This is a genomic window from Leifsonia xyli (assembly GCA_001647635.1).
GTDB lineage: Bacteria > Actinomycetota > Actinomycetes > Actinomycetales > Microbacteriaceae > Leifsonia > Leifsonia xyli_A.
In genome coordinates this window covers 2,486,204-2,498,689 of the sequence record CP014761.1, presented here as the reverse complement: position 1 = coordinate 2,498,689, position 12,486 = coordinate 2,486,204, and the positions used below count along the sequence as shown (strand labels likewise).

The window sequence follows — 12,486 nt, the reverse complement described above, 5'->3', positions numbered from 1 at the left end:
ACGGAGCCGCGGGGCGCACCAGGACAGGGATCGTGAAGTCACCGATCCTCTCCTGAAAGGTGCCCCATGCTCCGCCGCCTCTCCACCACCGCACTCGCGACCGTCCTCCTCGCCACCCTGGGCGGGGTCGGCTCCGCCGAGGCCGCGACCGCGTCGGCGCCCGCCCCGCACTGAGGGTGGTGCCGGACACGCGCGCCGAGCTGCGCGAGCTCCGGCCGGCACTGCCGCCGGCCGACGCAGTCGATGCGGCAGCAGAAGAGGCGCCGGCCCCCGCTCCCGTCGAGCCCGAGCCCGCTCCGGCACCCGCCCCCGCGCCCTTGGCCGTGTGGCCGGTCGCCGGCGGGGCGGACATCTCCGACTACTACGGGCCGCGGGAGGCTCCTACTGCCGGCGCGTCCACGTTCCACCAGGGCCTGGACTTCGCCGCCCCCGCCGGGGCGCCGGTCGTCGCGGCGGCCGCCGGGACCGTGACCCATGTCGTTCCCGTCGACGCCGGCGGCTGCGGCGTCGAGGTCATCGTGCAGCACGACGTGGAGGTCGGCTCGGTGAGCACCCGGTACTGCCACCTGCTCGAAGGGTCCGCCGCCGTGGGCGTCGGACAGCCGGTCGCCGCGGGACAGCTGATCGGCGCGGTCGGCAGCACCGGCATCTCGACCGGCCCGCACCTCCACTTCGAGGTGATCTCCCCGGACGGGAGCAAGCACGACCCGCTGGGCTGGCTGCACCAGCACGCTCACTGATATTTCGCTGAACTCGCGTCATGAACCGCGTCTGACGCGCGTCTCAGTGAGTAAGACCCCCTTTCTGCCCGTAAGGAACCCGGCCTCATGACCCGTGAACTCGACGACCTCTCCGACGCGGAGCTGATCGAACGCGCCCGCGAGGGCGACTCCGCCGCCTACGGCGTCCTCTGGAAGCGCCATTGGAACGCGGGGCGCGCCATGGCCGCCTCCGTCACCGGCCGCTTCGAGCCGGACGACCTGGCCTCCGAGGCGTTCGCGCGCATCCTGAAGTCGATCGAGAAGGGCAGCGGACCGCGTTCCGGCTTCCGGTCGTACCTCGCGACCACCGTCCGCAACGTGGCCATCGACTGGTCGAGGCGCAAGCCGACCCCGAACATCGAAGACCCGGATGTGGTCGAGGACTGGACCTACAGCGAGCTCACCGCCCTCGACCGCATCGAGCGCGAGACCATGGCCAAGGCCTTCTACGCGCTGCCGGAGAGCTGGCAGGAAGTGCTCTGGTACACCGTGGTGGAAGACATGCAGCCCCGCGAAGTCGCCCCGCTTCTCGGCCTCACGCCCAATGCCGTCTCCGCTCTCTCCGCGCGCGCCCGCGAAGGGCTCCGGCAGGCCTGGATCACGGCGCACCTCGCCGAGTGCGACGAGACCGATCCGGTGCACAAGTGGACCATCGGCAAGCTCGGCTCGTACACGCGGGGACGACTCTCACGGGCAGATCACCGCCGTGTCGTCGCCCACCTGGAGAGATGCGAGCCGTGCACCCAAGCCGCAGCAGAGGCGGACCACGTCGGTTCGCGCCTGGCGCTCGGTCTGCTGCCCCTGTTTCTGGGCGTCTCAGGAGCCGCGGCTTACAGCGCCTGGTCGTCTGGACAGTCCAGCGGCGCCGTGGCCGCGACTCTTCCCGCGCATGCGCTGGCGGGTCGAAGCGGCTGGCTGGGGCAGGTCTTCTCCGGTTCATCCCTGGGCGTGACGACACTCGCCGCAAGTGTCATCACCGCGGTGGCGCTCACCGCGGCAGTCACCGGTTCATCGAGTCCCGATGTCTCGGGCGCCGCAGCCGAGAGCCGAAAGGAGTCGCCCAGCCCGCGTGACGGATGGCCACTCGGCGATGGCGCCCAAAATGGCCTCGCAGACCCGCCGATGACTCCCGGCGCCCCGGATGAGGCGCCTCCGAACGAGTCGCGCCAGCCCGATGAGAGCGGCCCAGCCTCGGTTACCACGGACGTTGAGGCGGGGGGCGACACCGCGGAATCCCACTCACCGACGCCACCGGCCACCTCAGTGGATCCCGGGGCACCCGTTCCCCCCGAGGTAATCCCGCCTTCCTCTCCATCGGGCTGCGAGGCAGCAGTGCGGTCCGTGCCGAGCGAGGATACGGTGTACGCATACCGCCTCGACGACGCGCCAGACGCGACGAACGCGGTCGACTTCATCCACGGCACCACCGCGCGCTACGACCAACCGCCCTCGGCCCCAGGGTGGTCGCTGAGCGACGACGTGCTGCGCTCGCCCAGCGACGTGTTCACCGTGCAGGTGTGGTTCCGTTCCGACGCGGGAGGCGGGCGCCTCATCGGCTTCAGCTCTGACGCCACCGGGACCTCATGGGCGTACGATCGCCACCTGTTTCTCACGGACGACGGCCACGTCGTCTTCGGCGTGTTCCCCGGTATCGTCCGCACCATCAGTTCGCCCTCCTCCTACACCGATGGGGCCTGGCATCAGGCGACTGCCAGCCTCTCGAACGACGGGATGGCGCTCTACGTGGACGGGCAGCTCGTCGCGACCGACCCCGCGGTCACGAGCGGTCACGCTTTCACCGGCTACTGGCGCATGGGCCGTGACAACCTCGACAACTGGGGCACCGAAACCCCGACCACTCGCGCGTTCCCCGGAACCTTGGCGTTCGCCGCCGTCTACCGAACCGCGCTGACGGCCGAGCAGATCCACACGCAATGGGAGCTGTGCCATTGAACCGATCGCGTCATGTTCGCAGGCAACCCACGTCTTAGGTAGTGGAGGGTGCGGATCCAGGGGGATCGCGCTCTTCAGGGGCGGCGCATCAGGGCGCCCTCCAACGGGAGCGGCTCGACGCGTCGGGTACCGCGCCGGGCCGCTCCTACCGACCGAAAGCGACACGGAGAAAGACGTGGGCCCTTCTTACTGGACTTCGCGCGAACGCGCGGCCGAACTTGTCAGCGTCAGCACCGACGGATGGCGTGGTGAAGTCGTCACGCCATTGATCCCCCGCGACCCCTCGTCGCCGCTTCGGTCAGCCCTCCTCAACGAGCGGGCCGACCGACTGACCGAGCTTCGGCACTTCGATTTCCGCGTCTACGACACCGTCCGCGTCGAAGAGTCCGGGGCGGGCGACAGCTACCGCATCATCGACCGCTTCAAGACGGTCCTCGAACTCGAGCGTCCCGCCTGATCGCTGCCCGCCTGTTCACCCTTCCCCCAGGGTCACGGTCGTCGTCTTTTCACTTCCGTCCCGCAGATAGCTGACCTTCACCTGATCGCCGGGCTTGCTCGTCAGCTGGATCGCCGTGAGATCGTCGATGCTGCCGACGGGTTTACCGTCCACCTCGGTGATGATGTCACCCGGCTGGATCCCCGCCTGCGCCGCCGGGCCGCCCGGGGTGACGGACTGCACATAGAGGCCGCTCTGCTCGGAGCCGCTCGTTCCCGGCTGAATCGGCGTGACCCCGATCCCGAAGGTCGGGTAGGTGACCTTGCCGGTCTTGATGATCTGCTCGGCGATGGGCATGGCGACGGCCTCCGGGACCGCGAACCCGATCCCGACGCTGCCGCCGCCCGCGACGCCCGTCGCGCCCGGCACGGTCGCGATAGCCGAGTTCACGCCGACCAGCCGGCCGTCGCAGTCGACGAGCGCGCCGCCGGAGTTGCCCGGGTTGATCGAGGCGTCGGTCTGGATGGCGTTCGCCAGCACGGCATTACGGTCCCCGTCCCCCTGCACCGGCACCGTCCTCCCGAGGGCGCTCACCACCCCGGTCGTCACCGTGCTCGAGAGTCCGAGGGGTGCGCCCAGCGCCACGACCGGCTGGCCCACCTGCAGTGACGACGAATTCCCCTGCTGGATCACCGGCAACGATGACGCCTCGACCTTGACGACGGCGATGTCGGCGCGTTCGGAGCGGCCGACGAGCTTCGCGGGGTGGGTCGATCCGTCGTTGAACAGCACCACGATCTCCGCGCCGTCCGCGGCCGGGGCGATGACGTGGTTGTTGGTCAGGATGTACCCGTCCGCCGTGATGATCTCGCCGCTGCCCGTCCCGCCGGAACCGTCGGCCGCCGTCACCCCGATGGTGACGATCGTCGGCAGCACGTCGCGCGCCACGCGCTCCGCGTCGCACACCGACGGATTCTCAGGAGGAGCCGTCGGCGCCGTCGCCAGTCCCCGGATCATGCCGACCGAGCGGAACGCCAGCCCACCGAGGGTGCCCGCGCCGAGGAGGATGACCGCGCCGAGCATTGCGAGCAGGACGATGGCCCAGACGGGGAACCGGCCGGGCCGATGTGGTCGTTCGCCGTCTGCCGATGTCATGGGAGCCGCCTCCTTCGCCCTTGTGGCGCCCATGCTGACCACCAAAGTGGACGATTGGCTAGACAGTTCTGTCGAAGGAGCGTCCACAACCTTCGAGCCCTTTCATGCATCTAGCCAACCGCACGGTGGCCAGTCAAGCTGAACCTGTTTGCACGTCTTCAAGGCTGGGGAAGGGGTGAAGGCGGTGAGCGATGACGACAACATGCCGAACAGGGGCGCAGCCGATTGGGAATCTCTGCTGAGCCGGCCCGAGGTGGATCACGTCGAGGTCGTCGAGGACGTCGTACGCGTGCGTTTGAAGTCCGGCGTCGAGCTGGAGTGGGCGCTGACCGGGCTCGAGGGACTGCCGTGAGGGTCTGTGGAAAATTGCCTGGTGCGCGCGGCCGACCTTTGGTGCAACATGGGCCTCGTCGCGCCGGGGAGCTAGGGAATCTCCGGCAGGGAGGGAGACGACCATGGCTGACGAGAACGACTACATCCACCCACCGCACCCTCCGCGGCTCCGCGAGCACGTCGGGCTGATCCGATGGAGCCGCGACGATCAGGGCGATTGGACCACCGAGACGATCACCGGCCAGTTCGCCGGCGGCGACTCGCACCGCTGGATCCTGCGCCTCTATTCGGGCATCGAGCTCGAGTACGACCTGGAGGACTGGGCCCCGTACCAACCGCACCTGTAGGAGGACGCGTCGATCTACCTCGAGGAATGGGGTGGAGGGCAGTCCGGTCGTACCCGAACGACCGGAAGCCCTCCACCCCTGTGGGAGAAGCCACTGCCCGTAGAAGCTTCCAGAATTAGAGACGAAGCATGACCCGGGACTATGACGCGAAATCGCTGCACGGATTGCCGGTCCGCTTCGCTCTGCTGGTCGGCAGACGCGAAGAGGCCTCGCTGATCCGCCGGCTGCTGCAGTCCTCGACGCGGCTGGTCACGATCACCGGGGGTGCCGGTATCGGGAAGAGCCGGCTCGCGATCGCGGCAGCGGAGGGCCTCGCGCGTTCCGTCTCCGGGGTCTGGCATGTGGACGTCCGCGAGGTCGGGGCGGATGTCGCCACCGTCGTCGCCCATCAGCTCCGAGTGGCTCCCGGGGACGATCCGGTGTCGGCGGTGATCGACGCCCTTCGTGACGAGGATGCACTGCTCCTCCTCGACGACGTCGACGAGGCGCTGGCGGCGACGTCCGTCTTCGTGGACGCGGTCCTCGCGGCGTGTCCCGCCGTCTGCTTCCTGGTCACCAGCCGCGAGCCGCTCGCTTCGGCCGCGCAGACCGTGGTCGCGCTCGACCCGTTCCCGTCCGAAGACCTGACCATCGCATCCGACGCCGTCCGAGTGTTCGTCGACAGGGCGACCGCGGCGGACGCGCTGTTCGCCCTCGACGAGCGGACTTCTGCTCCTGTGCTCCGGATCTGCGCGGCGACGGGCGGCGTCCCGCTCGCGCTGGAGCTCGCGGCGGCGCAGCTGCAGTTCATGGATGCAGAGACGCTCGCCCAGCGCATGGATGATCAGCTCGACGCGCTCGAGCCCGCCGGTACGCACATCCGATCGCTTCGAGCCTCGGTCGAGGACAGCTGGGCCCGATGCTCGGACCTGGAACGTCGGGTGTGGACCGACCTGGCCGTACTCGCCCCGGGCTGGGACCTCGAACTGGGCGAGGCGATGGCGCTGCCCGCCGCGGGGAGTCAGCGCGAGGCTCGCGCGGCCGTCCGTCAACTGCTCCGGCGGTCCGTGATCCATCGCAGGCGCGTGGAGGGCGAGGTGCGCTATGAGCTGCTGCCGGCCATACGGGAGTTCGGGCGGGAGCAGGCGGAGCACGCCGGCGAGGCGAGATACACGTTCATGACGGCAATGCTCGCGCGTCTCCACGATGCCGAGGACAATTGGTTCTCTGCCCGGCAGCCCGCCATCGCACGGCGCTTGCGCGGCGATATCCCGAACATCCGCCGTGCGGTCGCGATAGCCGCGGCGGACGGCCGCACCGATGCCGCGGTCGAGGTGGCCGCCACCGCGTGGCGACAGGCGTGGGTGATCCACGGCAGCGCCGACGAGCTCGCGGCGTGGATGGGCATCGCGCTCGACTCGGGTACTCCATCGCCGTTTTGGGAGTCGTTGGGTCACGCGTTGCGCGGATTGGTCTACTCGCTGACGGAGAAGCCCCGACTCGCACGGGAGGAACTGCGGGCCGCCGAGGCCGCCAGGGACCGCATCCCGGAGGCGGACGGGCCTGTTTGGCGTGATTCGGCGGCCGCCGTCGTCAGCGCGGAGGAGGCGGCTGATGTCGACGACGCGGATGCCGTCCTGATCCTACAGGGTCTCATGGACGACCTCGGCGAGGAGGCGTACCGGTTCGGCCGTCTGAACACACCTCAGCGGCTGGCGGCGCGGCTCTACGCTGTGGGGAGTTGGGAGGAGGGCGACCAGGTCCACGCCGGCATCCTCGAGCGCGGACTCCTCGCCGGCGAGCGCTTCGAGCGCTCGTTCGCGCTCACCACGCGCGCCACGGCGAGCGCGGCCGCAGGCGACATGGAGGCGACCGACCGGGACGCGCGCGATGCGCTCGTCCTCAAACGTGGACTCGGAAACGGACTCGGCGTCGCCCAGGCCCTGGAGCTGCTGGCCGAGGTCGCCCGGGAACGCGCGGAGGCGTCGCGGGGCGCCACTCTGCTCGGCGCCGCCTCCGCTCGATGGCGCGATGTCGGTGCGGTTCGGATGAACTACCCCCCCTACTTCGTCGCGCTCGGCGAGACCGAGCGCGGGCTGCGGCACCGGCTCGGTGTGGCGTCGTTCGAGAAGGCCTACGCGTACGGCGCGGCGCTGAGCGAGGACGAGAGCATCGACTACGCCCTGCACGGCGTCGTGGAGGCGCACGCGCGGGCGGGTGTTCCGGCGTCGGTTGCGGCAACGGCGCGCGCCTCGGTTCTCACGCCGCGCGAGTCGCAGGTCGCCTCGTATGTGGCAGACGGAGAGACGAACAAGGCGATCGCGCGGCGGCTGTTCGTGTCCATCCGCACGGTCGAGACGCACGTGCAGAACGCGCTGGTGAAGCTCGGCCTGCGGTCACGGACCGAGCTGGCGGTCTGGTATCGGGAGCAGACCCGGTAGGACCGCTCGCCCGGGAGGCACGGCGTCGGCGCGTACCTCCCGGGGCGGACATCTAGGCGGCGAGTGCGAGCTCGGCCGGGCGGACGGTGGCCGCGGCGAGCGCCTCGCGCAGGCCCTTGCGGGCGCGGGCGGCGAGCGCCGTGGCGGCGCCGACGGTCATGCCCATCGCACGCGCCGCGTCCTGAAGGGAGCGGCCCTGCAGCGTGGTGAGGGTGAGGATCTGCTGCCAGCGCTCCGGCAGGCTGCGGAAGGGACCCTCGCACTCGCCCAGGTCGGCGACCTCGAACTCGTAGCTGCCGGCCGCGGAGTCGTCGACGATCGGCACCATCTTGACGCGGGAGTCGCGCGCACCCCAGGTGGCGGCGACGTTGCGGACCGCGGTCCGGAGGTACTCCGCGAAGCCCTGGCGCGGGCCGTTCCCGTTGCGTAGCGACGTCAGCACCTTGGCGAACGCCTCCTGCACGATGTCCTCCGCGTCGTAGCGGCTGGTGACGGTCCGGGCGACGTGGTGGGCCCATCCCTGGTAGCGGCTCCAGAGCTCGCCGAAGACCGAGGACTCACCGGCGCGGACGCGGTCCAGCAGGTGCAGGTCGGTGGGGCGGGCGGTGGTGACGGTCATCGCGGTCTCCTCGGTCGTGCGGTCTGGATCGGGAGCTCCCCGATCCGTTGACTACAGACTCCGTCGGGTGGTCATCGCACCGGATCGGGAGGACTACGGAGCCGCTACCGAGACCGCCTCCGCAGTGTCCTCGGGAGAGAAGTCGGGGAGCCGCTCCCCGCCGGCCAGCAGAGCGCCGAGCGCTGCGACCGTGCGCTCGGTGGCGTGACCGTCCCCGAAGGGGCTCGCGACCTGCGCCATGGCGGCGTGCCGGACGGGGTTGTCGAGCAGGGCCGCGGCCTCGTCGACGATGGTCTCGACGTTCGTGCCGACCAGCCGGGAGGTGCCGGCGAGCACGGCCTCCGGCCGCTCGGTGGTCTCGCGCAGGACGAGCACCGGGGTCGCCAGAGCGGGCGCCTCCTCCTGCACGCCCCCGAGTCGGTGAGCACGAGGGTGGCGCGGTCGAGGAGGTGCACCATGTCGGTGAACGCGACCGGCTCGGTGACGAGGATGTTCGGCGCGGCGCCCAGCGCGGCGAGCAGGTGCGTGCGCACGGCGGGGTTCGGGTGGGCCGGGAGGACGAAGTCGTGGCCGGGGAACCGGCCGGCGAGCACGCGGACGGCCGAGCCGATGCGCTCCATGGGCGCGCCGTGGTTCTCGCGCCGGTGGGCGGTGACGAGCACCATCGGACGCTCGCCCTCGGCGACCTCGGCGACGCGCGCGTCCTCGAAGTCCGGCTCGCGCCTGAGCATCAGGTGCAGGGCGTCGATGACGGTGTTGCCGGTGACGGTGATGCGCGCCTCCGGGACGCCCGAGGCGAGCAGGTTGCGGCGGGCGTGCTCGGTGGGAGCGAGGTGGAGGCTCGCGATCTGGCCGATGATGCGGCGGTTCGCCTCCTCCGGGAAAGGGTCGAACAGGTCGCCGCTGCGCAGTCCCGCCTCCAGGTGAACGACGGGGATCTTGCGCTCGAACGCGGCGATCGCGGCGGCCATGGCCGAGGTGGTGTCGCCCTGGACGAGGACGGCGTCCGGCGCCTCGCTGTCGAACAGCGGCTGCAGGCCGGACATGGTGCGGACGGTGATGTCGTGGAGGGTCTGGTTCGGCGACATGATCGCGAGGTCGTGGTCGGCCTCCACCTCGAACACGGCGTTCACCTGGTCGAGGATGCTGCGGTGCTGTCCGGTCAGCACCACGACGGGGCGGAACAGCGGCGACTCCTGCAGCGCCCGCACGACGGGGGCCATCTTGATCGCTTCGGGTCGGGTGCCGTAGACGAGCATCACCGTGATCACCTGGGTCTCCTCCTGAAGGGGAGTTCGGGTGCCCCTTCATCTATAGAGACGTCGAGACCCGGTCGGACCTGACGCGATCGGGAGGTAGCGTGGCGTCATGACCACGACCCTGAGCGTCGAGAACCAGCCCGACCAGTCCCACTACGCCCTCCTTCAGAACGGCGAGGTCATCGGTGTGGCCGAATACGACCTGCGCGACGACGCGATCGTCTTCACGCACACCGAGGTGGATCCGGCCAAGCGCGAGAAGGGCATGGCCTCGACTCTCGTGCAGACCGCTCTCGACGACGTGCGGGAGAACTCCGACCGCCGCGTGATCGCCTCATGCCCCTACGTGCGCAGCTGGCTCAGCGAGCATCCCGACTACGCGGACCTGCAGTCTCGGTAGCGCGGCCGTCCTCGCTGGGGTCGCGCCCCTCGACGCGTTGGCCGTGACCGTCGTGGCCCAGATCGATCGTGATCTTGCCGCCCTGCCAGCCGTCGTCGCCCCGGTCGCCGGGAAGCGGCGCGGGCGCAGGCAAAAGGGTCTGACGGTCCATCTCCTGCTGCGCTTCGTGGCGCGCCGGCGCGAAGATCTCGTCGAACGATCCCCCGATGGCGCCGCTCACCGTGCCGGACCCGCGGCGCGACTTGTCGGACAGGTCGATCCAGCCGAGCTTGGCGGCGACGACGATCACGGCGACGAACGCCACGACGATCCCCACGACCCACCAATTCACGGCATCCAGGGTACCGGAGCGCCTGTGGGGCAGCTGAGGATACGGTGGGCGTCATGACGCCGCGCATCCTGATCGCGCCCGACTCGTTCAAGGGATCGGCCGCGGCGGACGCCGTGTCCCGGGCCATCGCCGAAGGCTGGAACACCGTGCGACCGGCCGACGAGGTGCGCAGACTCCCCCTCGCCGACGGCGGGGAGGGGACGGTGGACGCGTTCCTCGCCGGCGCACCTTCCTCCGAGCCGCGGACGGCGACCGTCGAGGGACCGGACGGCAGCGCGGTGAGGGCGCGGTGGGCGTTTCTGCCGGAGGCCGAGGGCGGCACCGCGGTGGTCGAGGTCGCGGAGACGAGCGGGCTCGGGCTGCTCGATCCGCTGATCCCGCTGGAGGCTCACACGCGCGGGCTCGGCCAGCTGATCGCGGCTGCAGTCCGCGCAGGTTCCACGCGCGTCGTCGTCGGGCTGGGCGGGAGCGCGACCAGCGACGGCGGGTCCGGCGCCCTCGCAGCTCTCGGCGCGCGCTTCCTGGACGCGGACGGGAGGCCGGTTCCTCCGGGGAACGTCGGCCTGGGCGTCATCGCCCGGGTGGTGCTCGACGGCCTGCCGCCTGCTCCTCCTCGCGGCGTGACGCTGATGACGGATGTGCGAAGCCCCCTCCTCGGGCCGCGCGGCGCCGCTCGCATCTTCGGGCCGCAGAAGGGCGCGACGCCGGCCCAGGTGAACACCCTGGAGGCGAACCTGGCCCGCTTCGTCGACCAGGTCGCGGCGGTCCGGCCCGGCGCCGTCGGCCTGGCCCAGCGGGAGGGGGCCGGCGCTGCAGGTGGAACCGGCTTCGGCCTGCTGCTGTGGGGCGCGGAGATCCGCCCGGGCGCCGACGAGATCGGCCGACTGCTCGGACTGCCGCAGGCCGTTCGCGCGGCGGATCTCGTGATCACGGGCGAGGGGCGCTTCGACGAGCAGACCCACGAGGGCAAGGTCGTGTCGCACGTCGCCGCCCTCGCCCGGGCCGCCGGAAAACCGGCCTCACTCGTGGCCGGTGTTCTCGGCATCGCACCCGACGGCTTCGCGGACGTGGCCGAACTGAGCGCACTCGCCCACTCGGCCCAGGCCTCCCGCGCCGACGCCGTCCGCTGGGCGCGTCAGGCGGGCGAGCTCCTCGCGTCCCGCTGGGGATGAGAGGCCGGCGTCCGGTCACGGGACGCGGTAGAGCCACTCCTCCGTGTCGAACTTCTCGGCGACCAGCTTCTCCGCCTCGGCGTACTCGGCGTCGGTGAGGTCGCCGTCCGTCGCGCCGTAGAGGTTCTTGAAGGTCAGCTTCATCTGCTCGATGATCTCGGCCCGGCTGAGTCCGGTCTGGCTCCGCAGCGGGTCGACCCGCTTCGCCGCGCTGGTGATGCCCTTGTCGCTGATCTTCTCGCGGCCGATGCGCAGCACCTCGGTCATCTTCTGGCCGTCCATGTCGTAGCTCATGGTGACGTGGTGGAGCACCGCGCCCGAGCCGAGCCGCTTCTGGGCGGCGCCGCCGATCTTGCCGGAGGGGCTCGTGATGTCGTTGAGCGGCTGGTAGACCGCGTCGATGCCGAGCGACTTGAGCGCGATGATCGCCCATTCGTCGAGGAACGCGTAGCTGTCGGCGAAGCTCATGCCCTGCACGAGGTCGGCCGGCGCGTAGATGGAGTAGGTGACGACCGATCCGGCCTCCATGAACATGGCGCCGCCGCCGGAGATGCGGCGGACGACCTGGATGCCGTACTTCGCCGCGTTCTCGGGGTCGACCTCGTTCTTGACCGACTGGAAGCTCCCGATCACGACGGCCGGCTCGTCCCACTCCCAGATGCGCAGGGTCGGGCCGCGGCGCCCCTCCCCCACCTCGGTGGCGAGCACCTCGTCCAGCGCCAGGTGCATCTGCGGAGACACCGCCTTGGCGTGCACGATCTGCCAGTCGTAGTCGCGCCAGCTGGTCGCCTTGGCGAGCGCCCGGCGCACGGTCACTGCGACCGCCTCCGGTGAGAAGCCGAGCAGGCTCGCCCCCTCGGGGAGCGCATCCTTCACGGCAGCGGCGATCGTCTTCGCATCGGCCTCGGCGGGCAGGCCGTTCACGGCCGCGTTGATCGCCTCCAGGGCGGTGTCCGGCTCGAGGAAGAAGTCTCCGGCGAGCTGGAAGTCCGTGATCCGACCGTCGACCACCTCCAGGTCGACGACGACGAGCTTGCCACCCGGGACCTTGTACTCACCATGCATGCCTTCAGCCTACGACCGGGGCGGCGGTCCGTTCCTCGTCTTCCCCCACTCGTCGAGTTGCCGCTCCGGTTGGCGCAGCATGCTCACCGCCAGCCCGATGAGCACGAGCACGATCAGCATCCCCAGGATGAGCAGGATGGCGAAGCCCACCTCCTGGTGGTTCTGCACGGTCGCCGGATTGTCGACGGGCGCCAGCCGCAGCAGCCCGAGGGCGACGTCGAGTCCCATGGTGCAC

The 12,486-nt window shown here is 70.5% G+C and carries 12 protein-coding genes and 1 pseudogene; 7 read left to right on the top strand and 6 right to left on the bottom strand.

Features of this window, described 5'->3' with window-relative positions; genetic code table 11:
• Positions 1-176: 176 nt before the first annotated feature.
• The 3 genes from A0130_12305 (at position 177) to A0130_12295 (ending at position 3,171) form a co-directional block, all read left to right on the top strand.
• Positions 177-740, top strand: a complete 564-nt coding sequence (locus A0130_12305) for a hypothetical protein (GenBank protein ANF32351.1) — start codon at positions 177-179, stop codon at positions 738-740.
• Between the two features lie 87 nt (positions 741-827).
• Positions 828-2,714 (top strand): hypothetical protein, encoded by a 1,887-nt coding sequence (locus A0130_12300; protein ID ANF32350.1) that lies wholly within the window; start codon positions 828-830, stop codon positions 2,712-2,714.
• A gap of 175 nt (positions 2,715-2,889) precedes the next feature.
• Complete coding sequence (locus A0130_12295; GenBank protein ANF32349.1) at positions 2,890-3,171, top strand: hypothetical protein; 282 nt, start codon at positions 2,890-2,892, stop codon at positions 3,169-3,171.
• A 15-nt stretch (positions 3,172-3,186) separates the two neighbouring features.
• On the opposite strand, the gene A0130_12290 is transcribed toward A0130_12295, so the two are convergent.
• A complete protein-coding gene (locus A0130_12290; GenBank protein ID ANF32348.1) occupies positions 3,187-4,305 on the bottom strand; it encodes a hypothetical protein in 1,119 nt (372 codons plus the stop codon).
• A 455-nt stretch (positions 4,306-4,760) separates the two neighbouring features.
• Here A0130_12290 and A0130_12285 point away from each other — a divergent pair, with 455 nt between their 5' ends.
• Positions 4,761-4,985, top strand: a complete 225-nt coding sequence (locus A0130_12285) for a hypothetical protein (GenBank protein ANF32347.1) — start codon at positions 4,761-4,763, stop codon at positions 4,983-4,985.
• A 128-nt stretch (positions 4,986-5,113) separates the two neighbouring features.
• Positions 5,114-7,405, top strand: coding sequence for a hypothetical protein (locus tag A0130_12280; GenBank protein ANF32346.1), 2,292 nt, complete (start codon positions 5,114-5,116; stop codon positions 7,403-7,405).
• A gap of 52 nt (positions 7,406-7,457) precedes the next feature.
• Here the strand turns inward: A0130_12280 and A0130_12275 are convergent, their stop codons facing one another.
• Both A0130_12275 and A0130_12270 read right to left on the bottom strand, forming a co-directional pair.
• Positions 7,458-8,024, bottom strand: coding sequence for a hypothetical protein (locus A0130_12275; protein ANF32345.1), 567 nt, complete (start codon positions 8,022-8,024; stop codon positions 7,458-7,460).
• Between the two features lie 93 nt (positions 8,025-8,117).
• Positions 8,118-9,283, bottom strand: a pseudogene (locus A0130_12270) (UDP-N-acetyl glucosamine 2-epimerase).
• Positions 9,284-9,392: 109 nt separating this feature from the next.
• Between A0130_12270 and A0130_12265 the strand changes: the two are divergent.
• Positions 9,393-9,683, top strand: a complete 291-nt coding sequence (locus A0130_12265; protein ANF32344.1) for an acetyltransferase — start codon at positions 9,393-9,395, stop codon at positions 9,681-9,683.
• Here the strand turns inward: A0130_12265 and A0130_12260 are convergent.
• The gene (locus A0130_12260) at positions 9,643-9,999 is read right to left on the bottom strand and encodes a hypothetical protein (GenBank protein ANF32343.1); all 357 of its coding nucleotides are present in this window, start codon (positions 9,997-9,999) and stop codon (positions 9,643-9,645) included. The genes A0130_12265 and A0130_12260 overlap by 41 nt on opposite strands.
• Before the next feature lie 68 nt (positions 10,000-10,067).
• Here A0130_12260 and A0130_12255 point away from each other — a divergent pair, with 68 nt between their 5' ends.
• Complete coding sequence (locus A0130_12255) at positions 10,068-11,186, top strand: glycerate kinase (protein ANF33422.1); 1,119 nt, start codon at positions 10,068-10,070, stop codon at positions 11,184-11,186.
• 15 nt (positions 11,187-11,201) lie between these two features.
• Here A0130_12255 and A0130_12250 read toward each other — a convergent pair whose 3' ends face one another.
• The gene (locus A0130_12250) at positions 11,202-12,251 is read right to left on the bottom strand and encodes a lipoate--protein ligase (protein ID ANF32342.1); all 1,050 of its coding nucleotides are present in this window, start codon (positions 12,249-12,251) and stop codon (positions 11,202-11,204) included.
• A 9-nt stretch (positions 12,252-12,260) separates the two neighbouring features.
• Positions 12,261-12,479, bottom strand: a complete 219-nt coding sequence (locus A0130_12245) for a hypothetical protein (GenBank protein ANF32341.1) — start codon at positions 12,477-12,479, stop codon at positions 12,261-12,263.
• Positions 12,480-12,486 lie beyond the last annotated feature (7 nt).

Excerpts from the sequence above, each read along its gene's own strand:
- A0130_12300 (ANF32350.1), top strand. The coding sequence starts at position 828 with ATGACCCGTGAACTCGACGACCTCTCCGACGCGGAGCTGATCGAACGC.
- A0130_12290 (ANF32348.1), bottom strand. The coding sequence starts at position 4,305 with ATGACATCGGCAGACGGCGAACGACCACATCGGCCCGGCCGGTTCCCC.
- A0130_12285 (ANF32347.1), top strand. The coding sequence starts at position 4,761 with ATGGCTGACGAGAACGACTACATCCACCCACCGCACCCTCCGCGGCTC.
- A0130_12280 (ANF32346.1), top strand. The coding sequence starts at position 5,114 with ATGACCCGGGACTATGACGCGAAATCGCTGCACGGATTGCCGGTCCGC.
- A0130_12275 (ANF32345.1), bottom strand. The coding sequence starts at position 8,024 with ATGACCGTCACCACCGCCCGCCCCACCGACCTGCACCTGCTGGACCGC.
- A0130_12265 (ANF32344.1), top strand. The coding sequence starts at position 9,393 with ATGACCACGACCCTGAGCGTCGAGAACCAGCCCGACCAGTCCCACTAC.
- A0130_12255 (ANF33422.1), top strand. The coding sequence starts at position 10,068 with ATGACGCCGCGCATCCTGATCGCGCCCGACTCGTTCAAGGGATCGGCC.
- A0130_12250 (ANF32342.1), bottom strand. The coding sequence starts at position 12,251 with ATGCATGGTGAGTACAAGGTCCCGGGTGGCAAGCTCGTCGTCGTCGAC.
- A0130_12245 (ANF32341.1), bottom strand. The coding sequence starts at position 12,479 with ATGGGACTCGACGTCGCCCTCGGGCTGCTGCGGCTGGCGCCCGTCGAC.